This is a genomic window from Pseudonocardia sp. (genome assembly GCF_035305885.1).
Lineage (GTDB): Bacteria > Actinomycetota > Actinomycetes > Mycobacteriales > Pseudonocardiaceae > Pseudonocardia.
On record NZ_DATGOP010000070.1, the window covers coordinates 1 to 24,037 of the forward strand.

Annotated in this window: 16 protein-coding genes and 1 pseudogene; 4 read left to right on the plus strand and 13 right to left on the minus strand. The window is 74.4% G+C overall.

The window, feature by feature from the left end; all coding sequences use genetic code 11:
• The coding region (locus VKZ81_RS14920; protein ID WP_324242149.1) for a hypothetical protein at nt 1-5,675 on the minus strand (5,675 nt) is incomplete at its 3' end.
• Between the two features lie 721 nt (nt 5,676-6,396).
• Here VKZ81_RS14920 and VKZ81_RS14925 point away from each other — a divergent pair.
• A complete protein-coding gene (locus VKZ81_RS14925) occupies nt 6,397-7,179 on the plus strand; it encodes a tetratricopeptide repeat protein (RefSeq protein ID WP_324242150.1) in 783 nt (260 codons plus the stop codon).
• Between the two features lie 257 nt (nt 7,180-7,436).
• Here the strand turns inward: VKZ81_RS14925 and VKZ81_RS14930 are convergent, their stop codons facing one another.
• From VKZ81_RS14930 to VKZ81_RS14945, 4 genes are all read right to left on the minus strand, one after another.
• Nucleotides 7,437-8,348: a S1C family serine protease gene (locus tag VKZ81_RS14930; protein ID WP_324242151.1), complete on the minus strand. Its 912-nt coding sequence runs from the start codon at nt 8,346-8,348 to the stop codon at nt 7,437-7,439.
• Nucleotides 8,349-8,574: 226 nt separating this feature from the next.
• Nucleotides 8,575-9,693 carry an XdhC family protein gene (locus VKZ81_RS14935; RefSeq protein ID WP_324242152.1) on the minus strand — a complete coding sequence of 373 codons (1,119 nt, stop codon included), beginning with the start codon at nt 9,691-9,693 and terminating at the stop codon, nt 8,575-8,577.
• Nucleotides 9,686-10,819, minus strand: a complete 1,134-nt coding sequence (locus tag VKZ81_RS14940) for a vWA domain-containing protein (protein ID WP_324242153.1) — start codon at nt 10,817-10,819, stop codon at nt 9,686-9,688. The genes VKZ81_RS14935 and VKZ81_RS14940 overlap by 8 nt, the downstream gene beginning before the upstream one ends.
• Nucleotides 10,820-10,822: 3 nt before the next feature.
• On the minus strand, nt 10,823-11,725 hold the full coding sequence (locus VKZ81_RS14945) for an AAA family ATPase (RefSeq protein ID WP_324242154.1): 903 nt from the start codon (nt 11,723-11,725) through the stop codon (nt 10,823-10,825).
• A 508-nt stretch (nt 11,726-12,233) separates the two neighbouring features.
• Here VKZ81_RS14945 and VKZ81_RS14950 point away from each other — a divergent pair.
• Nucleotides 12,234-12,593, plus strand: coding sequence for a transglycosylase family protein (locus VKZ81_RS14950; protein WP_414709381.1), 360 nt, complete (start codon nt 12,234-12,236; stop codon nt 12,591-12,593).
• 21 nt (nt 12,594-12,614) lie between these two features.
• Here the strand turns inward: VKZ81_RS14950 and VKZ81_RS14955 are convergent.
• Both VKZ81_RS14955 and moaC read right to left on the minus strand, forming a co-directional pair.
• Nucleotides 12,615-13,513, minus strand: a pseudogene (locus VKZ81_RS14955) (molybdenum cofactor biosynthesis protein MoaE).
• Between the two features lie 20 nt (nt 13,514-13,533).
• Nucleotides 13,534-14,013, minus strand: a complete 480-nt coding sequence (gene moaC, locus VKZ81_RS14960) for a cyclic pyranopterin monophosphate synthase MoaC (RefSeq protein ID WP_324242155.1) — start codon at nt 14,011-14,013, stop codon at nt 13,534-13,536.
• Nucleotides 14,014-14,413: 400 nt separating this feature from the next.
• On the opposite strand from moaC, the gene VKZ81_RS14965 reads away from it, so the two are divergent.
• Complete coding sequence (locus tag VKZ81_RS14965) at nt 14,414-15,019, plus strand: LysM peptidoglycan-binding domain-containing protein (protein ID WP_324242156.1); 606 nt, start codon at nt 14,414-14,416, stop codon at nt 15,017-15,019.
• A 24-nt stretch (nt 15,020-15,043) separates the two neighbouring features.
• Here VKZ81_RS14965 and VKZ81_RS14970 read toward each other — a convergent pair whose 3' ends face one another.
• A complete protein-coding gene (locus VKZ81_RS14970; RefSeq protein ID WP_324242169.1) occupies nt 15,044-15,652 on the minus strand; it encodes a nucleotidyltransferase family protein in 609 nt (202 codons plus the stop codon).
• Nucleotides 15,649-15,849: a hypothetical protein gene (locus VKZ81_RS14975; protein ID WP_324242157.1), complete on the minus strand. Its 201-nt coding sequence runs from the start codon at nt 15,847-15,849 to the stop codon at nt 15,649-15,651. Before VKZ81_RS14975 ends, VKZ81_RS14970 begins: the two co-directional genes overlap by 4 nt.
• Nucleotides 15,850-15,983: 134 nt before the next feature.
• Between VKZ81_RS14975 and VKZ81_RS14980 the strand changes: the two genes are divergently transcribed.
• Nucleotides 15,984-18,224 carry a helicase-associated domain-containing protein gene (locus VKZ81_RS14980; RefSeq protein ID WP_324242158.1) on the plus strand — a complete coding sequence of 747 codons (2,241 nt, stop codon included), beginning with the start codon at nt 15,984-15,986 and terminating at the stop codon, nt 18,222-18,224.
• A 101-nt stretch (nt 18,225-18,325) separates the two neighbouring features.
• Here the strand turns inward: VKZ81_RS14980 and VKZ81_RS14985 are convergent, their stop codons facing one another.
• From VKZ81_RS14985 to VKZ81_RS15000, 4 genes are all read right to left on the minus strand, one after another.
• On the minus strand, nt 18,326-18,937 hold the full coding sequence (locus VKZ81_RS14985; RefSeq protein WP_414709382.1) for a GTP-binding protein: 612 nt from the start codon (nt 18,935-18,937) through the stop codon (nt 18,326-18,328).
• Nucleotides 18,918-19,394 carry a DUF742 domain-containing protein gene (locus VKZ81_RS14990; RefSeq protein ID WP_324242159.1) on the minus strand — a complete coding sequence of 159 codons (477 nt, stop codon included), beginning with the start codon at nt 19,392-19,394 and terminating at the stop codon, nt 18,918-18,920. The genes VKZ81_RS14985 and VKZ81_RS14990 overlap by 20 nt, the downstream gene beginning before the upstream one ends.
• 363 nt (nt 19,395-19,757) lie before the next feature.
• Nucleotides 19,758-20,180 carry a roadblock/LC7 domain-containing protein gene (locus VKZ81_RS14995; RefSeq protein ID WP_324242160.1) on the minus strand — a complete coding sequence of 141 codons (423 nt, stop codon included), beginning with the start codon at nt 20,178-20,180 and terminating at the stop codon, nt 19,758-19,760.
• Nucleotides 20,177-24,016: a sensor histidine kinase gene (locus VKZ81_RS15000; protein WP_324242161.1), complete on the minus strand. Its 3,840-nt coding sequence runs from the start codon at nt 24,014-24,016 to the stop codon at nt 20,177-20,179. Before VKZ81_RS15000 ends, VKZ81_RS14995 begins: the two co-directional genes overlap by 4 nt.
• Nucleotides 24,017-24,037: the final 21 nt, after the last annotated feature.

Below are 24,037 nucleotides of genomic sequence, written 5' to 3' on the forward strand. Positions count from 1 at the left end.
GGCGCGTCGGTCACCGGCTTCGCGGCCAGCTTCGCGGCCTCGGTGGCGACCTCGCGCGCTTCCTTCGCCGCGGCGGCGGCGTCGGCGGCGGCCTTCTTCTGTGCGGCGGTCGCGCCCGGGCGGGCGGCGACCTTCGCGGCCTGCGCGGCGAGCCGCTCGGCTTCCCTCGCCTGCAGCTCGGCCTGCTCGGCCTGGTTGTTCTGCTGCTCCGCGATGATGTCGGCCACGACCTGGCCGGAGCCCGCGGAGGAATCGGTCTGGACATGGCAGCCGCTCTGCGTCGTCATGCAGCTGCCGCTGGAGGTGGAGGTGCCGGTCCCCGGAGGGCCGCGCGCACCACCCGCGCCGTTCATCGCGGTCGGCCCGTCCTCACCGGTGGCCGAGCTGCGGGCGGTGCCGATGCACGGGCTGCCGCCGGCGCAGTCCATCGTGGCCGCGGCCATCGACCAGCTCGACGCGCCGGGCACCGTCGGGCCGCCCGAGTTCGCGCTCGAACCCGGCGCGGTCGGCGCCGGCAGGGTCGCCGGCTGGTCCGCGCCGCCCTGCTGGCCGTCGGCGGGGGCCTGCCCCTGCTCGCCGGTGGTCTCGGAGGTCACGGTGGCGTTCGCCGTGGACCGGGCCTGTACCAGCGGGCGGATGATGTTCGCGTTCGGCTCGCTGGAGGAGCCGGAGTTGGTGACCGCCTGGCAGAGCCCGCCCGAGACGCCCTCGCACGAGCCCTCGGAGCGCGAACCCCGCGGCTGCGCCGACACGCTCGGGTCGGTGGCGCTCGCCGAGCTGGTGACCTTGCCGTCGCAGACGTCCTGGCCCTGGCAGATCAGCACCGCACCGGACGCCGACGCCGCGGACGGGCCGTTCACCAGGCGGGCCGTGTTGATCTGCTGGCCCTCGGCCTGCGGCCCGGACAGCGCGAGCGCCGCACCCGGCCCCGTCGACGACGTGGAGACGGACTGCACCTCGCAGCCGCCCATGCCGCTCGTGCAGGTGGCGGTGCCCTCCGAGGTGCGCGGCTTCCCGCCGGCGACCGCGCCGTCCCACGCGCTGGAGGTGGTGCGGACCGAGCCGGAGCAGACCGTGCCGGCCTCGCACACGAGGCTTGCGGACGCCGACGAGGTCGACGAGGGCCCGGACAGCGACTGGCCCGGCAGGGGCTCGCCGGTGGTCGGGTCGACCGCCACGTAGTCCGGCGCCGACGACGCGGCGGAGCGGGTCTCGCCGAAGCAGCCGCCGCCCGTCACCGTGCACTCGGTGGTGGCCGACGAGCCGCGGGCGTGCGGGGACACCCCGGTGTCCCGGGCGCTGGTCGAGCTGGTGGCGGTGCCGCCGCATTCGGTGGCCGCACCGGAGCACTCCACCGACGCGGTCGCGTGCGACACGCTCACCGGGCCGGAGACCACCGCCACGCCGGACGCGGGGTCGGCCTCGGCGGGGTCGCGGTCGGCCACGGTGGTGCCGGCCGCGGTGGTGCAGCCGCCGCCCGCGCCGTGCGCCGTGCAGGTGGAGGTGCCGGTGCTGTCGCGAACGCCCTTCACGTCACCGGATGCGCCACCGGAGGTGGTGCTCTTCCCGGAGGCGACGCAGGTAGCCGCGGCGCAGTCGACCTCGCTGCCGGCCGAGCTGGCGGCGGCGAGCTCGCGCGTCGCCGGCTCCTCGCCCGTGATCGCGGCCGCGATCCGGTCCGACCACGAGATCTCGACGGCGCGGTCGGACACCTCGGAGTTCGACTCGACCCCGCAGCCGCCGGCGTTCGCCGCGCACTCCGAGGAGGCGCTGGTGGTGCGTACCGGGGCCGCCGCACCGGCGCGGGCGGGGGCGCCGGTCACGTCGCCGGTGGTGGCGCTGGACGCCTTCCCGCTGCAGGTGGCCTCGTCGCAGTCGACGTTCGCGCCCGCCGAGCTCGACGCCGTGGCGTCGCCGTCGGTCAGCGCCGCCGGCTGGACCGTCGTACCGGTGAGCCGGTCGATCCAGGCGTCCTGCTCGTCGGCCTCGCTGTCGACCTCGGTCGTGGCGTAGGCCTGGCAGTCGCTGCCGGCCGACTCGCACGAGGCGGTGCCGGTGCTCGTGCGCTCCGCGCCGGTGGCGATCCCGCGGCCGGTGCCCGCGGTCTTCGCAGAGCCCGTGCCGGTGCAGGCCTCGTCGCAGTCGACCTCGACCACCGCGTCGCTGCGGCCGCTCGAGTCGTCGGAGTCGCCGTCGGCGTCGGAGCTGCTGCGGACCTCGCACCCGCCGCCGGAGACGGTGCACCGCGCCGTGCCGTTGGTGGCCGCCTCCGGCCCGCCGCGGGTCGCGGCGGCGGTGGCCGCCTGCTGCTCGGCGTTCGCCTGGTGGCCGGCCTCGGTCGTGCTGCTCGCGGCACCGGTGCAGGCCGCGGAGCAGTCCACGTCGGCGTCGGCGACGACTTCGTCGGTGGAGTCCTCGTCGCCGAGGTCGACCCGGCTGGAGGTGCCGCACCCGCCGGCACCCTCGCAGTGCGCGGTGCTGCTGCCCTTGCGCTGCGCCTGGTCGCGGTCCGACCGGGCCGCGTCGTCGTCGAGCTCCGCGGCGAGGACCGTCTGCGCCTCGGGCCGCTCGCTACCCGAGCCGGTGCTGCTCGAGTCGCAGCTGCCGCCCGCGGTCTCGCACTCGGCCTCGGCCTCCTCGCGGTCCGCGTAGGACTCGGTGCCGCACGCCCCGGTGCAGGCCGCCTGGGCAGCCGTCCGGCGCTCCGCGCCGCCCGGCGGCGGCGCACCCTCGCGAGCCGGACCGGTGGACTCCGTGCGGCAGCCTCCGCCGCCGGACTCGCATTCGGCCGACGCGCGTTCTCGATCGGCGCGTGTGGACAGATCGCACCCGGTGCCGTCGCACCGCGCCGAAGCCTTCGTCACCTCGCCGTCGGCACCGCGGCGGGTCGCGCTGCTCCCGCAGCCGCTGTCGTCGCACGAGGCCTCCGCCGAGGAGCCGCCCGCCGACGAGGACGCGCCGCAGCCCGACGAGACCCCGGACAGGCACACGCGTCGTTCGGAGTCGCGCTTGCCGTCCGCGGACCTCGACACCGACCCGCACTCGGTGAACGCACCGTCCGAGCCGCAGCCGGCCGCGGCGCCCTCACCGTCCAGGTCGTCCTCCGACACCGTGTCGACGTCCCGGTCGGTGGCGTCCATCAGCTCGTCGGTGGCCTCGTAGACCTCGTCGCGCTGCTTCTCGTACGCCTTGACGTTCTTCTTGTGGGCGGCCGCGGTCACCTCGCCCGAGGCGACCTTCTTCTTCTCGGCCTCCAGCTTCTTCTCGGCGGCGTCGAGCTTGCGGTGCCCGTCCACCACCTCGTCGACCAGCTCGGCGCGGTCCTCGGAGAGCTGAGCGCGCTCGAGCTCGTACTGCTGCCGCAGCTCCTCGTGCCGGGCGGCCTGCTTGTCGTACTCGGCCTTCGTCGCCTTGCCCGCTGCGACGGCCTTCTTCGTCTGTTGGAGCTTCTTCTTGCTCTTGTCGACCGCGATCCGGCTCTCGAGCACCCGTTCGGTCTGCTCGGCCGAGTCGTCGTACTCCCGGTCGTCGTCGTCCTCGTCGTCGTCCTCGTCACGCGGGGGTGCGCGCGACCGCGAGTCCGAGAACTCGCGCGCGGACAGCAGGGACACCTCGGTGGTGGTCCGCTCCGAGCATCCGCCGTCGCCGCACAGCCGTGCACGCTCGTCGGCGTCGAGGTCGGACAGCTTCGTCGCGTCCTTGCCATCGCTCACGGCCAGCAGGGCGGCGACGGCCTCCCGGTCCTCGGCGGCCGCCTTCGCGGCGCGCTTGGCGCCCTTCTTCGCACCCTTCTCGCCGGTGGCCCGGTCGGCGACCTCGCGGGCGGCGTCGCGCACCAGCTTCTCGACCGCCTTGCCGGCGTCGCCGTCGATCTCGCCGTCGGCGGCGTCGCGGGCGATCTCGACCGCCCGCTCCACCAGGCGCCGCACGTCCTTGCCGCGGTCCTCGCGGTCGTCACGGCGGTCGCGGCGGTCGTCGCGGTCGTGCTCCAACGCCGATTCGATCCTCTTGGCCACCGCGCGCTTCAGCTCGGCCGAGGCGCGCTCCGCCTTCTCCCGGGCGGACGACTCGTCCGACCGCTTCCGGCCGCGCTCGTCCTCGGCGAGGTCCTGCGCCAGCCGGGCCGCCTTCTTGACGCGCTTCTCGACGCGCTCCGCCTCCTCGTCGGAGTCGGCCGCGTGACGGACGAGGTCGGCGAGCACCTCCTCGGCCGCGTCCCCGTCGTCGGCGGAGCCGGCTCGCTCCTTTCCGCGACGGTCGGCGCCGTCCTTCCGATCGGCGCGCTCGGCCTTCGCCTTCCGCGCCCGCTCGGACAGCTCGCTGATCACGCTCCGTAGCCGCTCGCGGTCGCCGTCGCCTTCGGCCGAGTCCTCGCCGTCGTCGTCGCGGTCCCGCGAGGAGCGGGCCCGCTCGGCCCTCTCGGACAGGTCCTCGGCGATCCGGCGCACGGCGCGTTCGACGTCCTCGCGCGCCTTCTCACCGCGCTCGCGCAGCGCCTTGCGGACGTGTCGGGCGATCTTCTCGTCGTCCGCCTCGTCCGCCGACGCCCGGCTGGGCTTGCCGGCGCGGCGGTCGTCGTCCTCGTCGTCGGCCGCGCGGTCCCGGGTCTTCCGGGCACGCTCATCGTCGTCGGAGCGCTCGTCGCGGTCGGCCTTCTCGCGCGCCTTCTCGACGGCGTCCTTCGCTCGCTTCCGGGCGCGCTCGGTGCGCTCCCGCGTGTCGTCCAGGGCGTCGCGCACCCGTTCCCGAACGGCTTCCCGGATGCTCTTGCCGTCGCCCTTGCCATCGCCGCGCTCGGCGACCTCCCGGACCTTCGCGGTGGAGTCGTCGCCCTCGTCGTCCTCGGAGTCGCTGCCACCACGACGCTCGACGGCCGCACCCCCCGAGTTGCCGTCGCCGCGACGGCTCCGCTCGTTCGCCTCGTCGTCGGACTCGTCGCGCTCGCCGGCCTCGCGCCGGCTCGACTCGCGCCGGTCGTCCTCGCGGTCGTCGCGGTCCTCGTTCTTCACCCGCGAGCGCTCATCGCGGTCCTTGTCGTCGCGATCCTCGTCGCGGTCCTTGTCGCGATCCTTGTCGTCGCGGTCCTTGTCGCGGTCCTCGTCGTCGCGATCCTCGTCATCGCGGGAGTGGGAGGCTCGCCGCTCGTCGCGATCCTCGTCGGATTCCTCGTCCGACTCGTCGCGGTCCTCGCGGGACTCCTTCTCCTTCTTGTCCTTTTTCTCGTCCTTCTTCTTGGACTCGTCCTTCTTCTTATCCTTCTTCTTGGACTCGTCCTTCTTCTTGTCCTTCTTCTCGTCTTTCTTCTTGGACTTCTCCTTCTTCTTGTCCTTCTTCTTGGACTTTTCCTTCTTCTTGTCCTTCTTCTCCTCGCCGCCGTCGTCGCCGTCGTCATCGCCGCCGTCGTCATCGCCGCCGTCGTCATCGTTCTGCCTGCTCGCACCTCCCTTCACGAGAGCGCCCTGGGCAGCGACCGCCGGAGCAACGGCCGCCGCGTACGCCGGCGTCGCCGCGAGGAACGCCGCGCCGATCCACAGCACCACGACCGCGCCGGCGAGACCGAAGACCCACCGCGCGATCCGGAGGAGGCGGTCCGTCCACGAGAGGCGCAGCCGCACGGCACCAGCACACGCGGGAAGGCCGGCGGCCTCCCCGTCGTACGCGAGGTGCGTGAACACGAGCTGGTCTCCCAGAAGGTCGGGTGGAGCGGACAGAGGAGTGCGCGACCTGCGCAAGCAGGCCAAGAGCACGGGAAGAGAACATGCGAAACGAGGCGTACCAGCACGTCGCGCCTGAGGCAGCGACCCGCAGCCAGGCGGAGAACTCACGCCCAGCGGCCTCTGGACCCCCGGCCCGATCGTCGCGAAGAGTCAGCAACCAACGAACCGGAGTCGCGGCCACCCCCACCGGAGATGGCTACGCGGAAGCTACCAGATGTTCATCAACTTCGTCGAGACCCATCTTCGATCCGCCGGCGATGCCGACGTCCCGGGGCCACGTGGGACCATCGATCGACGCACGGGGCGCCGTCCCGGCGGACGGGAGCCGGTGCCGGGGATCCGACGACAGGCGCACGTCCCGATCCCGGGCGGACGAACACGGGTGCACCACGGCCACGGGAGCGCGATGTCGACGACAGGACCTTCATCGGCGGCTGCACCACCGCCCAGCACGTCGCGACGCGGCGGCGAACGTGGAACGGCGCCCGCGCGGGCCGAATGCGACGGCGTTCCCGGCCTCGCCCAACGGACCGGACGACCCGTCCACCGAAACCCTTTCCCGGCGACCAGCGGGCACGTGTTCCAACCGGCTCCGTTTCCCGCACGCCTCGTCGGTTCGCACCCCCGCCGCGGCGCCCGCTTCCACGCGTGACCGAGTGAATGGAGGAAAGGAGGACGAATGCCGCCGTGGACGCGCCGACGCCGCAACTTTTCCCCAACGCCGGAAATCGTGCACGCCGCCGCCGCGCGCCACGCCGCAGGCGTCGACCTCTGGTACGCCGGGCGCGCCCGGGACGCGGTGCCCCTCATCCGGGACGCCCTCGAAGGGTGCCGCGTGGGGCTGGGGGAGGACGCCCCCGCAACCCTGACCGTCGCCGGCAACCTCGGCGCCGCCCTCTTCTCGGCGGGCGCATGGCAGGAGGGCATCGTTCTGCTCGAGGCGAGCGTCGCGGACCGCACGCGCGCCTTCGGCCCGACCGACCCGCGCACGCTCACGGCCGTCGACGCGCTCGCGACCGCCTACCGCGCGGTCGGCCGGATCGACGAAGCGGTCGCGATGTCCGAGCGGGTCGCGGCCGAGCGGACCCGCGCCCTCGGCCCCAGCCACCCCGACACGTTGACGTCGCGGCTCGGGCACGCGCTCGCCCGCGCCGCGTTCGGGGACGTCGAGCCGGCGCTCGGTCTCCTCGCCGCGGCGCTGCACGACGCGGAACAGGCCCACGGGTCGCGCACCGAACACGTGATCGCGTTACGCGCGAACCTCGCCGCGTGCCTCGCCCTGCTCGGCCGCGCGACGGAGGCCGCGGCCGAGCTCGAGCGAGCGGCCAACGACGCGGCGGCGCTGCTGGGTCCCGGGCACCCGGAGACCCAGGCGTTGTTCGCCGATCTGGCGCACGCGCACGACCGGTCGTGGTTCTTCTCGATCGGTCGGATGGCCGAAGTGATCCGCGAGCGCCGCTGACCCCAGCCATCACTCTCCGTAGTGCGATGCCGCGCCGGCTTGGCTGAGGAAGTCCACCGGTTCCTCGTCGAGGCGGGCAGCAGTCGGCTCCACCGGAGCCAGACCTACGATCGCGCCGCGTCGGACAGGTGGCAGCCGGAACCCTCCTCCATCGCGGAGGCGCTCGGGTCGTCGGGACCAGGTCGAGGTGCCCCCCGGCACCGCGTCGCTGCGACCGGACGAGCCGGCCGTGCGGCCCGAGACCGCGCCGCGGACGGTCAGTTGAGCTCCGTCGGGATCGCGATGACGTCGACCATCGCCCCGTTGCGCAGCACCGTGACCGGCAGCGGGACGCCGATCGCGTCGCCGAACAGCTGGCGTTGGATGCCTTGTGCGTCCTGAACGGGGGTGCGCCCCACGTCGAGCACGAGGTCGCCCGCCCGCAGGCCGGCCCGTGCGGCAGGGCTGCCGCTGATCACCTCGGCGAGCCGCAGCCCGTTCTTGCGCCCGTACTTCTCCGCGACGTGCGCGGGCACCGGCGCCGGGGTCCCGACCACGCCGAGGTAGGCCCGGCGCACCCGGCCATCGGTGAGGAGCGTCTGGACGATCCGGCGCGTGGTGGCGTTGACCGGCACGGCGAGCCCCAGCCCGATCCCGGCCACCGCGGTGTTGATGCCGACCAGCCGGGCCTGGGAGTCGGCCAGCGCGCCGCCGGAGTTGCCCGGGTTCAGCGCGGCGTCGGTCTGGATCACGTCCTCGACCACCCGTCCGGCGCGGCCGCTGCGGGTGGGCAGGGACCGGCCGAGCGCGCTCACCACGCCCGCCGTCACCGAGCCCGCGAGCCCGAGCGGGTTGCCCACGGCCACCACGAGCTGGCCGACGACGAGGCCGTCGGCGTCGCCCAGCCGGACCGGCGGGGGCAGGTCCCCCGGGCGGTCGGCGCGCAGGACCGCGAGATCGGAGAGCGGGTCGGTGCCGACCACGGCAACTCCCACCTGCGTGCCATCGACGAAGTCGGCGCGGCCGGAGCGCGCCTCGCCGACGACGTGGGCGTTCGTGACGAGGATGCCCTCGCCGGGCACCACCACCGCGGATCCGCTGCCCCGGCCGGTGCGGACGGCCGCGACGCGCCCGGTGAGCTCGGCCGCCACGGCGCTCACGGTTCGGGAGTAGGAGTCGAGCTCGTCCATGGCGACCTCCTGGGGATTACAGCGTTGCACGCGTTGCGCAGGAGGAGAACGCGGATGCCGTCACCGGTGTTCCGCACGACGCACCGGGCCGGCAGGTCGTCCGCGCCCAGCCCGCGACTCGCCCATACCCAGAGCGCGACTCGCCCGCACGCAGCCCGCGACTCGCCGACATCCAGAGCGCGACTCGCCAACACCCAGAGCGCGACTCGCCCGTCGGGCTCGCGGGTCAGTCGGTCGCGTGGATGGGGCCCTCGCGCTCGGCGAGCCGGGTGCCCTTGCCGCCCCAGTGCAGGGCGATCATCTCCGCGGCGATCGACACCGCCGTCTCCTCCGGGGTGCGGGCGCCGAGGTCGAGGCCGATCGGGGACGACATGCGGGCGATCTCCTCGTCGGTGACCCCCGCCTCGCGCAGGCGCGCGATCCGGTCCTCGTGCGTGCGCCGCGAACCCATCGCCCCGATGTAGCCCACCTCGGGCAGCCGCAGCGCGACCTCGAGCAGCGGGACGTCGAACTTCGGGTCGTGGGTGAGCACGCACAAAGCGGTGCGGCCGTCGATCCGGCCCGCCTCCGCCTCGGCCTTGAGGTAGCGGTGCGGCCACTCGACGACCACCTCGTTCGCCCCGGGGAACCGGGACGCGGTGGCGAAGACCGGCCGCGCGTCGCAGACGGTCACCCGGTAGCCGAGGAAGCTACCGATCTTGGCGACGGCGGCGGCGAAGTCGATGGCGCCGAACACGATCATGCGGGGCGGCGGGGCGAACGACTCGACGAACACGTCGAGGCCCTCGCCGCGGCGCTGGCCGTCGACGCCGTAGTGCAGCATCGCGTTGCGGCCCGCGTCGAGCAGGCCGCGGGCGTCGTCGCGTACGGCGTCGTCGAGGCGCTCCGAGCCGGTGCCGCCCTCGGAGCGGTCCGGCCAGATCACCAGGCGCTTGCCCAGCCGCTCCGCCGGCCCGGCGACGACCGTGGCGACGGCGACCGGCGAACCGGACCGGACGGCGTCGGCGACGGCGCCGAGCTGTTCGAAGCTCGCCCGGTCGACCTTCTCGACGAAGATGTCGATGATCCCACCGCAGGTGAGCCCGACGGCGAAGGCGTCGTCGTCGGACACCCCGTAGCGCTGCAGGATCGGGCGCCCGTCGGCCAGCACCTGCTGGCCGAGCTCGTACACGGCGCCCTCGACGCACCCGCCGGAGACGCTGCCGACCGCCTCACCGCCGGGCCCGACGAGCATCGACGCCCCGGGCTGGCGAGGCGCGGAGCTGTAGGTCCCGACGACCGTGGCCAGCGCGACGCTGTCCCCGTTCTTCCACCAGCCCTCGAGCTGATCCAGCACGTCACGCATCTCGCACCACCTCGAGCAGTCGTTCCAGCGTGGCCAGGCTGTGGCCCGCCAACAAGTCGTCCAAGAACGGGAGGGCCGCGACTATTCCGCCCTGCACCGGGGCGTACCCGTCCTTACCGACGTGGGGGTTCACCCACACCACGCGGTGGGCGAGGCGGCGCAGCCTCGCCATCTGCTCGCGCAGCAGGTCGGTCTCGCCGCGCTCCCACCCGTCGGAGAACACGACGACGACTGCCCGCCGCGCGGCGCCGCGCTGCCCCCACCGGTCGACGAACGCCCGCAGCACCTCGCCGAGCCGGGTGCCGCCCGACCAGTCCGGGATCGCCTTCGACGCGGCGGCGAGCGCGCGCTCGGGGTCGCGCATCCGCAGCTCCCGGGTGATGCGGGTGAGCCGCGTGCCGAGGGTGAAGGCCTCGACCGCGGCGGGCGCCCGCCGGACGACCACGTGCGCGAAGCGCAGCAGCGCGTCGGCGTAGGGCTCCATCGAGCCGGAGACGTCGATCAGCAGCACGACCCGCCGGGCCCGCCGCGACCGGTCGCGGCGGAGCAGTTCGCGCAGCTCGCCGTGGTTGCGCAGGGCGGCCCGGAGGGTGCGGCGCGGATCGGTGCCGCCGTGGGCCGACGGGCGCAGCCGCCGCGACGCCCGCTTCGGCATCTCCGGCTGCAGCAGCGCCATCAGCCGACGCAGGTGCTCCCGCTCGGCGGCGGTGAGCTCGCCGAGGTCGCGGTGGCGCAGGATCTCCGTGCCACTGGCCTTGGCGTGGATCTGCCGCGCATCCGACGCCTCCTCGCCGCCCTCGGCGTCCTCGGGCGTGAGCGCGGCCAGCCGCGGGGGCGGCGGCGGCCGCTCGTCGCGCACCTGGGTGCGCCCGCCCTGGCCCGGCTCGAACCAGCTGGCGAAGGCCTGGTCGTAGCGCGGCAGGTCGTCGGGGTCGGAGCAGAGGGTGAGCCGCCCCGCCCAGTACGTCTGCGTCCGGTCGGTGACGTCGAGGGTGTCGAGCGCGGAGAGGAAGGCCGCGACCCGGTCGGTGGTGATGGCGAGCCCCGCGTTGCGCAGGACGACCGTGAACCCCACGAGCCCGGGGAGCGGGTCCGTGGTCTGCTGCGGGGTCGACGTGGGTGCCATCCGTCAGGACGCGAGCAGGGTGTCCAGCTGGTTGCGGATGCGGTCGGCGTCCTCGCGGTACTTGAGGACGGCGCCGAGGGTGGCGGCCGCGGTGTCGACGTCGAGGTGGCGGGCGCCGACGAGCTGCAGCGCCCGCGCCCAGTCGATCGTCTCGGCGACGCCGGGCGGCTTGAGCAGGTCGGCCTGCCGCAGCTTGCGCACCGCGCCCGCGACCTGGGCCGCGAGCCGCTCCGGCACGCCGGGCAGCCGGGCGTGCAGGATCTCGATCTCGCGCTGCAGGTCCGGGTGGTCGAGCCAGAGGTAGAGGCAGCGCCGCTTGAGCGCGTCGTGCACCTCGCGCGTGCGGTTGGAGGTGAGGACGACCAGCGGGGGCTCCTTGGCCCTCACCTCACCGACCTCGGGGATCGAGACGGCGTGCTCGGTGAGCACCTCGAGGAGGAAGGCCTCGAACTCGTCGTCGGCGCGGTCGATCTCGTCGATCAGCAGCACGCTCGGGCTGGTCTGCAGCGCGCGCAGGATGGGGCGGGCGAGCAGGAAGCGCGGGTCGTAGAGCGAGGCCTCGACCGCGTCGGCGTCGAGGGTCTCCCCGGTGGCCGACGCCGCCGCCTCCAGCGCGCGCAGGTGCAGGAGCTGTCGCGGGAAGTCCCAGTCGTAGAGGGCCTGGGAAGCGTCGATGCCGTCGTGGCACTGCAGCCGGATCAGGTCGGCGCCCAGCACCTGGGCGAGCGCCTGCGCCAGCGCGGTCTTGCCCGTGCCCGGCTCCCCCTCGCAGAACAGCGGACGGTTCATCTGCATGGCGAGGAACGCGGCCGTGGCGAGTCCGTCGTCGGCCAGGTAGCCGGTGGAGCGCAGGGCCGCCGCCAGCTCCGCGGGCGACCCCGCGGCGTTCGAGGGGCGTTCTGTCACGGTTCCAGCATGACGGAACGGGCGCGGACCAGCCACCACTGGTGAGCGCTGTCATGGTCGGTGGGTAGCCAGACGATCACGCAGCGTTACTTCGCAGACGTCACTCAATCGGGAATACTTCCGGGTTGGGAATATTGCATTCGTCGTGATCGATCCGTGATCACACCCTCGTTGACCTGGGGATTTCCATTTCTCGTCACCCCAACCAGGACCCCTGCGTGATTTTGCTCACGCCGTGAGAGTTTGACGATTCGCCCAACCCTGCTCGTACGGTCAACGAGCGGTCGAGCCGGAAGGTTCGATCGAAAAATGCATCCGGAACCGTCGCGCCCAGACCCAGTCCCGCGGTTCCGGTCCGTCGAGCAGATGACGGGACTGGGGCGAGCGCGGCGCGCATGATGGCCTTCCCCCGCGCCATTCATGATCGCTGAACGCGCACTGCCCGGACCCCTCCGGGCGCCGTTGACGAGCGCGTTCACTCGTGGGTGCGATCAGGAGAAGATCGAAAATGACCTCACGACCGGATTCTCGCCTGGGCCGAAAGCTGGCACGACTGGCTGTTGTCGGGGCTATTGCGGTCGGCGCTCCCCTTGCCGTCGCCGGTACCGCGGACGCGGCCCCGGTGTCGACCTGGGACAAGCTCGCCAAGTGCGAGAGCGGTGGCAACTGGAAGATCAATACGGGTAACGGCTACTACGGTGGGCTGCAGTTCAGCCACCGGACTTGGCGCGCCCACGGTGGCAAGGGCATGGCCCACCAGGCCAGCAAGGCCGAGCAGATCAGGGTCGCCGAGCGCGTCCTGAAGACCCAGGGCTGGAAGGCGTGGCCGGCCTGCTCGAAGAAGCTGGGCCTGCGCGGCCGCGACTGACCTCCCCGCCTGATCCGTCGATCAGGCCGAACCGACCCACTCGTCGGTGCCGTCGGCGAACAGCTGGTGCTTCCAGACGGGCAGGCGACGCTTGACCTCGTCCACCAGCTCGGCACAGGCCGCGAAGGCCTCCTTGCGGTGATCGGCGGCGACGGCGCAGGCCAGCGCCACGTCGCCGATCCCGAGCGGGCCGATCCGGTGGCTCACCGCGATCGCCCGCACGCCGACGGCCCTGGCTGCGACGTCCGCGGCGACCTCGGCCACCACCTTGCCCGCCGTGGGGTGGGCGCTGTACTCGAGGGCGCGCACGGCACGCCCGCCGTCGTGGTCCCGGACCACCCCGGCGAACGTCACCACCGCCCCCGCGGCGGCCTGGTCGACGAGCGCGGCGTGCTCGGCGACGTCCAGCGGCGCCTCGCCGACCTCGGCGCGCAGCACGGCGGCGCCGGTTGCGGGTCCGCTCATCGGTGGTCCCCTCCTCGCAGCTGGTCGACGGCGTGGTCGAGGACGCCCGCCAGCACCGACAAGCCGTCCCGAACCCCGCCCGTCGATCCGGGCAGGTTCACCACCAGTGTGCGCCCCGCGACGCCGGCGAGCCCGCGCGACAGCACGGCCGTCGGCACCGTGGGGGCGCCCGCGGTCCGGATCGCGTCGGCCAGCCCCGGCACCTCGTAGTCGAGCACGGCGCGAGTGACCTCCGGGGTCGCGTCGGTCGGCGAGATGCCGGTGCCGCCGGTGGTGATCACGACGTCGACGCCGTCGGCGACGGCCGCCCGCAGCGCCTCGCCGACCGGCTCGCCGTCGGGCACGACCACCGGGTCCGGGGTTTCGTAGCCGCGGGCGCGCAGCCAATCGACGATCATCGGGCCGCCGCGGTCGGCGTAGACCCCGGCGGCCGCCCGGTTCGACGCGGTGATCACCCGGGCCGTCCGCTCCCGGCTCACGACCTGTCCTCCGGGCGGGCCCACGTGCCGGTCTTGCCACCCTCCTTGCGCTCGACCCGGACCCCGTCGAGGACGGCGGCCGGGTCGACGGCCTTCACCATGTCGTGCAGCGCGAGGCCGGCAACGGCCACGGCCGTCAGCGCCTCCATCTCGACGCCCGTGCGGTCGGTGGTGCGCACGGTGGCCCGGATCCGGACCTCGTCGCCCTCCGGCTCGAGGTCGACCACCACCCCGCTCAACGCGATCGGGTGGCACAGCGGCACGAGGTCCGGGGTGCGCTTGGCGCCCATGATCCCGGCGATGCGGGCCGTGGCGAGCGCGTCGCCCTTGGGCAGCCCGTCGCGGCGCAGCAGGTCCACGACCTCGGCCGTGGTGCGCAGCCGTCCGGTGGCCACGGCGGTGCGCGCGGTCGCCTCCTTGCCGGTGACGTCGACCATGCGGGCCGCGCCTGCGGCATCGACGTGGGTCAGCTCCACGTCGAAACCCTACGACCTGCCCGGCGGCCGCGCCGAGCGCCGAACCAAACGTGATCTACAACACTGCTTAACAACCTGAAAATATCTTGGTCGTTGATCGGTATGTTGCCGCTGAACTGCGGAGAGTCGACGCGCTGTCGCCGTTCGTTCACCGCACGCCAGGTGCCGGTGGTCGCGGTGGGGGTTCCCGATCGAGAGGTCCGGACGTAACGTCCGCTCTCGGTCCGGCCGGATGCCCCAGATCCGAACGGACCCCGGAGATCGCAGCGCTCACCTGTCCGGCGATCCCCGGCCCCGCCCCCGACAGAGCGCGGGACAGGTAACGGACCGCGGCCGAACGGGCCGCACCGCCAGCTCCCCGGCGGTCGACGTCCGGAAGCGCAGCGCACGGAGTTGCACCATGGCCCGCTACCGCGGCCGTCACCGTGCCCCGAGCAGGACCGGTCGGACCCTCGCCCGCACCGCTGTCGCAGGTGCCGTCGCCGGCGCCCCGCTGCTCGTCGCAGCGCCCGCCAACGCAGCTCCCGATTCGGCGTGGGACAAGCTCGCCCAGTGCGAGAGCGGCGGTCGGTGGAACATCAACACCGGTAACGGCTTCTACGGCGGCCTCCAGTTCACCCCGTCCACCTGGCGTGCCTTCGGCGGCAAGGAGTTCGCGCCGATGGCCCACCAGGCCAGCCGCGAGGAGCAGATCGTCGTCGCCGAGCGCGTCCTGGCCAAGCAGGGCTGGAACGCCTGGCCGACGTGCTCGCGCAAGACCGGCGTCCGCGGCCACTCCTCCACCCAGCGCGACGCCCCGGCCCGCCCCGACTCCGGCGACCAGGTGCGCCTGGCCTCCCAGGGGACCTCGACCAGCGGTGACTACGTCGTCAAGCGCGGCGACACCCTCGCCAAGATCGCGGCCGCCCACAACGTGCGGGGCGGCTGGAAGGCCCTGGTCGAGAAGAACCCCGCGCTCAAGAACAACCCGCACTCCCTGCAGGTGGGTCAGCGCCTCACCATCTGACAGCCGTCCCGACGACTCCCGCGGTCAGTCCTCGTGCGACCGCGGGAGTCGTCGTTGGACGAGCTGATCCAGCTGCTCCGGGGTGTCGACGTCGTCGGGCTCCGCGAGGTCACCGCACTCGACGAGCTCCAGGTCCGGGTGCCCGGAGAGATAGGTGCGGGCGCCCGCATCACCGCGCGCCGCCCCCCGCACGCCCGCCCAGTGGTCCCGCCCCAGCAGCACCGGGTGGGCCGGGCGTCCGTCGTAGGCCGCGCGGGCGAGCGCGCCGGTGGACGCGTGGGCCGCGAGGCGGGCGACGGCCGCCGCGGTCACCCCGGGCAGGTCGACGAGGTGCACGAGCGCGGCGTCCGGGACCGGATCCACCGCCTCGAGGGCGGCGAGCCCCGCGCGCAGCGAGGCGCCCATGCCCTCGTCCCAGTCCGGGGCGCGAGCGACCCGCACCCCTTCCGGCAGGAGCGGCTCGACCTCGTCCGCGGCCGCGCCGACGACGACCACGAGCGGCGCGCAGCCGCCCTCGGCGAGGACCCGGACCGCGCGCCGGACGAGCGGCTCACCGCCCAGGCGCACGAGCGCCTTGGGGCGGCCCATCCGCCTGCCGGCGCCCGCGGCCAGCAGCAGCCCCGCGGGGCTTATCGGTTGATCTCCGTCTTGGGGTGGACGTAGGGCACCTCGGGGAGCGGGAACTCCACGTCACCGAACGGGGAGAGCGAGCCCTGGCGCGGGCTGGCGAGCTCGGTGACGGGGTGCTCGCCGTTGGGGAGCTCCGGCCACGTCGGGTCGATCCGGCGGGAGCGGTCGGCCACGATGTCCTCCTCGTTCTCGGTGGTCACCACCAGTATCCCGCACCGGCTCCCGGACCGGCGCGGGCTACCGTGGAAGGGATGCCCAGGTCAGTGTTCCGCCCGGCGGTGACCGGCGCCCCCGCCGGTCCCGCCGTCCCGCCGGCACGCGATCGGATCGGCCGATGAGCACACCGGGCTCGCCGAACCCGACGCTCGTCGACTGGTTGCGCGCCCAGGACGACGAGACCCTGGCGACGCTGTTGCGGCTGCGCCCCGACCTGGGCGTGCCGCCACCCGCGGACCTCGTCGTGCTCGCCACGCGGGCGGGCGTCCGCGCGTCCGTGCACCGCGCCTGCGACGACCTCGACAGCGTCACGCTCGCCGTGCTGGAGGCGGCCGTCGTGGCCGACGCCGACACCGCGCCCGTCCCCGCCTCGGAGCTCGCCCGGCTGCTCGGCCCCGACCTGCCCGCCGACACGTTCCGCACTGCGCTCGAGGCCCTGCGGGCCCGCGCCCTGGTGTGGGGCCCCGACGACGCGCTCTCGCTCGTCCCGGCGGCGCGCGAGGTGGTGCCGCGCTACCCCGGCGGCCTCGGCAGGCCCGCCGCCGGCCTCGCCGGCTCGTCCGCGCTGCCCGAGCTGCTCGCCTCCGTGGACCCCGACGAGCGCCGCGTGCTGGAGGCCCTGGCCGCGGGCCCGCCCATCGGGCGCAGCCGCTCGGGCTCGGACCCGAACAGCCCCGTGGGGCGGCTGCTCGCCCGCGGGCTGCTGGTGCGGGTCGACGCCGAGACCGTCGAGCTGCCCCGGCAGGTCGGCCTCGCGCTGCGCGGCGACCGGCCGATGGGCCGGGTGCCGGTCGCACCGCCGGACATCGGGGCCGTCGACCGCGGCGCCGACGTCGTCGACCGGACCGCGGGCGGTGCCGCGCTCGAGGTCCTGCGCCGGCTCGACCTGCTGATCGACTTCTGGGCCCACAACCCGCCACCCGTGCTGCGGTCCGGTGGGTTGGGCGTCCGCGAGCTGCGCCGGGCGGCCCGGGAGATGGACACCGACGAGGCCACCGCGGCCCTGCTCGTCGAGCTCGCGCTCGCCGCCGACCTCGTGGGCGAGAGCGACGGCGTCACCCCCGACTGGGTGCCCACCACCACCGCGGACGTGTGGGCGGCGGGCGGCCCCGAGGTCCGCTGGGCCACCATCGCGCGGGCCTGGCTGGACCTGCCCCGGATGCCCGGGCTCGTCGGCCGCAAGGACGACGCGGGCCGTCCGATCTCGGCCCTCTCCGACGGCGTCCGCCGCCCGCTCGCGCCCCGCGACCGCCGCCGGGTGCTGGCCGGGCTCGCCGAGCTGCCGCCCGGCACCGCCCCCGCGTCGCCCGCCGCGCTCGCGGAGCTGCTCGCGTGGCGCGCGCCGCGCCGCGGCGGCCGGCTGCGCGACGAGCTCGTGACGTGGGTGATCGCGGAGGCCACGGTGCTGGGCGTCGTGGCCCTCGACGCCATCAGCGGGCCGGGCCGGGCGCTGCTCACCGATCCGGACGGGCTCGTCGCCGCCCTGCGCGCCACGCTGCCCGAGCCGGTCGACCACGTCCTGCTGCAGGCCGACCTCACCGCGGTCGCCCCGGGCCCGCTGGAGACGGCGCTGGCCCGCGAGCTGGACCTGGTGGCCGACGTGGAGTCGGCGGGCGGGGCCACCGTGTACCGCTTCAGCGAGGCCTCGATCCGCCGCGCGCTCGACGCCGGGCGGTCGGCCGCCGACCTGCACGAGCTGTTCGCGAAGCGCTCCGCGACCCCGGTGCCGCAGAGCCTCACCTACCTCGTCGACGACGTGGCGCGCCGGCACGGCCGGCTGCGCGGCGGCGCGGCCGCCTCGTTCCTGCGGTCCGACGACGAGGTGCTCATCTCCGAGGTGCTCGCCCACCCGGACGCGGCCGCGCTCGAACTGCGGCGCATCGCCCCGACCGTGCTCGTCTCCCCGCTGCCGCTCGTCGAAGTCCTCGACGGGCTGCGGGCGGCGGGCTTCAGCCCGGCGGCGGAGGACAGCGGGGGCGGTGTGCTCGACCTGACCGACCGCGGCCGGCGGACCTCACCCCGCCGCCGCTCCGCGGCCCGCAGCGGGCCGCCCGAGCCGGACGCCGAGCAGCTCGCCGCCCTGGTGTCGCGGATGCGGGCGGGGGACGCGATGGCCGGCGTGCGCAAGGGCGCACCCGTCGGCTCCAACGGCTCGACGCTCGACGTGCTGCGCTCCGCCGCGGCGGACAACCGCACGGTGTGGATCGGGTTCGTCGACGCCCACGGCGTCGCGGGCGAACGCGTGCTCGTGCCGCACTCCGTGGGAGGCGGCGTCGTGGAGGGCCGGGACGCGGTCCACGGTGGCCTGCACCGCGTTCCCCTCCATCGCATCACCGGCATCGCGCCGGTGGAGGACTGACCAAGCCGGACGGCGGGCGAGCACGCCGAGGGCCGACGGCTCGGCACCGTCGGTCGATCAGCGGACGACCTGGGGTGGGCCGGAGCGCCGCCGAGCGTGGCTCAGCGGGCCCCGGCGGCCATCCGCGTCTGCATCGCGTGCTCGACCAGCGTGATCAGCGTCTGCTTCGTGGACTGGCGGTTGCGCGCGTCGCAGGTGATGATCGGAATGCTCGGGTCGATCGACATCGCTTCGCGCACGTCCTCGATGCGGTGCTGCAGCAGGCCGTCGAAGCAGTTCAGCCCGACGATGTACGGCAGCCCGCGGTCCTCGAAGAAGTCGATCGCGGCGAACGAGTCGGCGAGCCGACGGGTGTCCACCAGCACGACCGCCCCGATCGCGCCGCGCACCAGGTCGTCCCACATGAACCAGAAGCGGTGCTGACCCGGCGTGCCGAACAGGTAGAGGATCAGGTCGGCGTCGAGGGACACGCGACCGAAGTCCATCGCCACCGTGGTGGTCTGCTTGTTCGGGGTGGCCGCGAGGTCGTCGACACCCGCGCTGGCCTCGGTCATCACGGCTTCGGTGGTGAGCGGCATGATCTCGGACACCGAGCCGACGAACGTCGTCTTGCCGACACCGAACCCGCCGGCCACCACGATCTTCGCGGAGATCGTGGCCGCGGTGGCGATCGCCGGGGTGCGGCCGGGGTAACTAGAGCCGACGGAGTCCACTCAACACCCTTTCCATCAGTGCGAGATCCGGCTCGTCGCCGGTGCTGCTCGCTGTCTGGTGCACGGTCACCAGGTTGAGCCCCACCATGTCGCCCAGGAGCACCCGGGCCACCCCGAGGGGGATCGACAGGAGAGCCGCGACCTCGGCGACCGACCGGGTCTGCTCGCAGAGCTCCGCGACGGCTCGGTGCTCCAGCTGAAGCAGGCCCATCTGGTCCTTGGCGCGCTGGCTGGTGGAGACGAGCGCCTCGATGGCCAGATCGAGGCCTGCCTTCGTGCGACCACGGGTCCAGGCGTAGGGCCGGACCGCGGAGGCGCTGCCCTCCAGCCCGCCCTGGTCGGCCGGGACCCCGCGCAGGTCGATGGGGGCCGTGGGCGGCTGCCCGGGCGGCGGTGCCTGGGGTGAGGGCGCCTGGGGCGACGGTGCCGGCGGGGGAGCGGCCGGGGGCGCCGCCATGGCCGCAGGAGCAGGCGGCTCGACGGCGGCGCTCTCAGGCCTTTCGACGTCGCTTCCGCGCTTGCGCCCCCACCGCCTCCGGCGGGACGAACGCCCCGCGTCGAAGCTGAAGGCGTTCATCACGTCGGCGAAGGTCGGCTCCGCGGGTTGCCGGCGCTCGTCGTCGGGACCGGAGCTCATCGCATGGCCTCTCTCTGCATACCCACCTCACCGGCCGTGGTCCCCCGACGCTCGACCGGCCCGTCGTGAACCAACGCAGCGCGCAGGCGCTGTGACTTCGGATCGCTCGCAAGCTCGCTCACAAGACATTCACCTGCTTCCTGCCGATCGCTGGCTGCGGTAGGTGGCGGACCGGGCGACCGATCAGCGGCCGAACGAACCCTGCAGTTCGGCGCGCAGCTCGGGGGTCAGCAGCTGGCCGACGCGGTCGACCAGCAGCGTCATCTCGTATCCGATCAGGCCGATGTCACAGCTCGGTGACGCCAGCACCGCGAGGCAGGAACCGTCGCTGATCGACATCAGGAGCACGATCCCGCGGTCCATCTCGACGACCGTCTGGACCACGCCGCCCGCGTCGAAGCAGCGCGCCGCGCCCTGGGTCAGGCTGACCAGACCCGAGGCCACCGCGGCGAGCTGGTCGGCCCGGTCGCGCGGGAGCCGGTCGGATGCGGTGAGCAGCAGACCGTCCGCGGACACGACGATCGCGTGGGCCACGCCCGGCACTCGCTCCGCGAAGTTCGTGACCAGCCATCCGAACCGGCTCGGCTGGACTTGTGGCGCCGTCATGAGGACTCCTCGTCGTGATTACCACCCGCGTTGGCGGGACCCGTACCACCGTTGTGCTGCTGTGCGCGAAGCCTGGTCTCGCGACCCTGGCGAATCCCTTGCTGGTAACTCGCGAGCCTGCCGCGGATGGCCTCCGCACTGCGCGTGGCGCCCGCCGGCGGTGCAAGCACGGACGATCCTGCACTGCCGGGGACCAGGCGCGCACGCGGCCTGCGCTTGGGCAGGCCGGCCGCCGTGAGCTCGTCCGGCGGCTCGGAGACCACGTCGCTGGCGGCCCGCCACCCCTCGTCGGCCGGGGTCGCGAACTCGTGCTCGGCGGGAGCCGGGCGCGGCTGCTGCGGCGGCTCCGGTGCCGAGGCGATCGGGACCTCGGTCGTGGGCGGCGGCGTGGGCCGCGGCGACGGCGCGGGCCGGGGCGTGGGCTGCGGGGTCGCCGCGGGCTGCTGCGCCCCCTGACCCGCCTGCGGCTTCGCCGTGCCGTTCTGTTGCTCGTAGTTGACCGGGATCGGCCGGTTGGAGCGGAACCACGCCGACGCGATCTCCTCGAAGATCGGCGTGGTCTCCCCGAGGTCGAAGCCCGTGGGGCGGCTGCCGACGCCGCTGGGAGCGGTCGGCTCGGAGATGACCGGCACGTTCGGTGCGAACAGCGTGTCGGCGTCGGACGCCTTCGGCTCCTGCTGCTGGGCGGCAGGGGTTTGCTGCTCCTCGGCCTGCCCCGCCGCCTGCGGCGACGGGCGCGGCGTGGGCCGCGGGGTGGGCCGGGGAGCCGGCTGCGGGGTGGGGCCCTGCGCGGCGGCGGGCTGCTGGTCGTCCGCCTGCTGCCGCGCGGGCTCCTCCGCCGCGGGCTTGGCCGGTGCTGCCTGCTCCTGCGCCGCGGGCTGCTGCGCCTGGGCGGGCTCGGCCTCGGGCTGCTGCGCCGGCTGCTGGGTCGGCTGCTGCTGGGCCGACTGCTGCTTTGCCGACTGCTGCTTTGCCGACTGCGGCTGGGAATCCTGCGGGGTGCGGCGCACCGCCGGCATCGGCATCGTCGGCGGCGACACCGCCGACGCCGCGGCCCCGGGCTGCTCCGCCTCGTCCTGCTCCGCCGTGCGCTGCTCGGCCTTGGCCGGGCGGGGCGACGGCGCGGGACGGGGCGGCTGGGCGGTGTCCGCCCCGGCCTGCTCGGCCTTCGCGTCCGTCGGCCGGGCCGGCTCCTGCTGGGCCGGCTCCGGCTGGGCGGACTGCTGCTGGGCGGACTGCTGCTGGGCGGGCTGTGCCGGAGCCTGGTCGGCGGGCGGCTGGGACGAACCCGGTGCCCGCCCCGGGGTGCGGCGGGGGAGGCCGGAGACGGTGGACGGGGTGCCGGGCTGCACGACCTGGCCGTTGGCCTGCTGGCCCGTCTGCCCGTCCCGGTCGGTGTCGGCGTCCTTCCGGTCCGCGCCCTTCTGCTGGTCCACGCCACCGGCGAAGTCGACGGCGTGGCCGTTGCGGCGCTCGAAGGCGTCGGCGGGCGCGGCCGTCTGGTCCTCCCCGCGGGCCGCCGCTGCGCGCGCCGCCGCCTCCTCCTGGTCGCGGCGGGCCTGCGCGGCGACCTCGCGCGCCTGCTCGTCGGGGTCGACGCCACCGCGGTCGCCGCCGTCCGGCGGCCCGGGCGGGCCACCGGGCCGCAGCGTGGAACCCGGACGCCTGCTCGGCAGCGACGAGGGCGGTGGGCCGCCCGCGGCCTGGCCGGGCGGCGGGGTGAACAACTGCCCGTCGCCGCCCACCGGCGCGTCGAAGACACCCGTCGGGTTGGCGGTGCCGTCCGTGCCGGCGATCAGCGCAGAAATCCCACCGCTCATCGCAGAACCATTGACACCGCGCTGCGGCGGCACCGCGGCGCGCCCGCCGGTGACGAGCGGGAGGCTCGCCGTGCGGCTCACCTCGACCGGCTCGATCGACGGGATGAGGTGCGCGGGGACGGTCACGGAGGCGGTGAGCCCCGACCCCTGCCCCTCCGAGGAGCTCAGGCGAACCCCGATGCCGTGGCGGGCCGCGAGGCGACCGACCACGAACAGACCCATGCGCCGCGACGCGGACACGTCGACCGACGACGGCCCGCCGAGGCGCTGGTTGGCGTCGGCCAGCTCGTGCTCGGCCATGCCGACGCCCTGGTCGACGATCTCCACGACGATCGACCCGTCGGAGGACCGAGCGGTGCTCATGACCACCTGCGAGTCGGGCGGGGAGAAGTTCGTGGCGTTGTCCAGCAGCTCGGCGAGCAGGTGGACGATGTCGGACGCCGCGCGCCCGGCGACCGTGGCGTTGGGCGGCGTCTGCACCACGATGCGCTGGTAGGACTCGACCTCCGACACCGCGGCGCGCAGCACGTCGACCATCGGCACCGGCGCGATGTTGCGCTTGGCCAGGTCGGTGCCCGCGAGGACCAGCAGGTTCTCGCTGTTGCGCCGCATGCGGGTGGCGAGGTGGTCGAGCTGGAACAGGTTCGCCAGCTGGTCGGCGTCCTGCTCGTTGCTCTCCAGCTGCTCGATCAGCTGCAGCTGGCGCTCGACCAGCGCCTGGCTGCGGCGGGACAGGTTGACGAACATCGCGCTGACCCCCGCCTGGAGGGCGGCCTGCTCGGCCGCCAGGCGGACGGCCTGCCCGTGCACCGCGTCGAACGCGCGGGCCACCTGGCCGACCTCGTCGCGGCCGACGAGCGGCACCGGGTCGACGGCGACGTCCGGGGTGTGCCCGGCGCGCATGCGCTCGACCGCCTCCGGCAGCCGCCGCTCGGCGACGTCGAGGGCGGAGGAGCGCAGGATCCGCAGCGACCGGATCAGGGCGCGGGCCAGCAGCACCGCGACCGCGATGCCGGCCAGCAGACCCAGCATCAGCACGACCGCGTTGACACCGGCGAGGTTGCTGGCCTGCTCCTCGGCCGCGACGCTCACCGCCGCCAGCTCGTTGCGCAGCAGGTCGCCGGAGCGCTCGACGGCGGCGCGGGAGCCGTTGTAGGCGGTGTCCCACTCGTACGACGGCACGGCGATCGGCTGGTCCGGCGGCGTCGCGAGGATCGCCGCCTGGAGCCGCTCGCGCTGGGCGTTGGCGGCGTCGTCGAGGAAGTTGCCGAAGCGGACCAGCTGCTCGGCCGTGAGGGCGGCCTGGTAGTCGCGGAACGCCGCTTCGAGGTCGCTGTCGGTGGCGATCTCGGTGGCGTCGGCGGGCGGCAGGCTGCCCGCGCGGATGGCGGCGCCGAGGATCGTGTGCTGCACCGCGAGCTGCTCACCTGCGGCGTTGACCGCGGTGAGGGCGTCGGCGAGACCCGCGGTCCCCGGGGTGCGCACCTCGCGGAGCAGGGCGCGGTCGAGGACGTCGAGGCTCGTGATCACCTCGGTGTAGCGGTCGAGGATCTGCCGGTAGCCGATGGCGGGGTTGTCGGTGACGTCGGCGCGCAGGTTCTGCAGCTGGCCGATCTGGCCCTCGGCCTGGGCCATGGCCGAGAGGCTGGTGGGCTCGAGCTCCTCCGCGCTCTCCAGCGCGGCGAGCATCTCCTCGGCCTCGGCCTCGCTCTGGTTGAAGCCGATCTCCAGGACGCCGGTGTCGCCCTGGCGCCCGGCCGCCACGTAGAGGGTGGCCTCGTCGCGCTCCTGGCGCAGCGCGTCCGCGGTGCTCGCGACCCGTTGCTGCACCTCGAGCAGCTGGGTGCTCTGCCCGAGCTCGGCCGCCGCGCTCGCCTGGTCGGAGACGCGCAGGACGCCGAGGACCAGTGCGAGCAGGGCGGGAACTATCCCGACCACCACCAGTTTGACCGTCAGCGTCCAGTTTCGCGGGTTCAGCCGCTCGGACCAGGCCTGCCTGGCCTCGGTGCTGGTCACGTCAACGTCCCCCTGAGGATT

Excerpts from the sequence above, each read along its gene's own strand:
- VKZ81_RS14925 (WP_324242150.1), top strand. The coding sequence starts at position 6,397 with ATGCCGCCGTGGACGCGCCGACGCCGCAACTTTTCCCCAACGCCGGAA.
- VKZ81_RS14930 (WP_324242151.1), bottom strand. The coding sequence starts at position 8,348 with ATGGACGAGCTCGACTCCTACTCCCGAACCGTGAGCGCCGTGGCGGCC.
- VKZ81_RS14935 (WP_324242152.1), bottom strand. The coding sequence starts at position 9,693 with ATGCGTGACGTGCTGGATCAGCTCGAGGGCTGGTGGAAGAACGGGGAC.
- VKZ81_RS14940 (WP_324242153.1), bottom strand. The coding sequence starts at position 10,819 with ATGGCACCCACGTCGACCCCGCAGCAGACCACGGACCCGCTCCCCGGG.
- VKZ81_RS14950 (WP_414709381.1), top strand. The coding sequence starts at position 12,234 with ATGACCTCACGACCGGATTCTCGCCTGGGCCGAAAGCTGGCACGACTG.
- VKZ81_RS14965 (WP_324242156.1), top strand. The coding sequence starts at position 14,414 with ATGGCCCGCTACCGCGGCCGTCACCGTGCCCCGAGCAGGACCGGTCGG.
- VKZ81_RS14980 (WP_324242158.1), top strand. The coding sequence starts at position 15,984 with ATGAGCACACCGGGCTCGCCGAACCCGACGCTCGTCGACTGGTTGCGC.
- VKZ81_RS14990 (WP_324242159.1), bottom strand. The coding sequence starts at position 19,394 with ATGGCGGCGCCCCCGGCCGCTCCCCCGCCGGCACCGTCGCCCCAGGCG.
- VKZ81_RS14995 (WP_324242160.1), bottom strand. The coding sequence starts at position 20,180 with ATGACGGCGCCACAAGTCCAGCCGAGCCGGTTCGGATGGCTGGTCACG.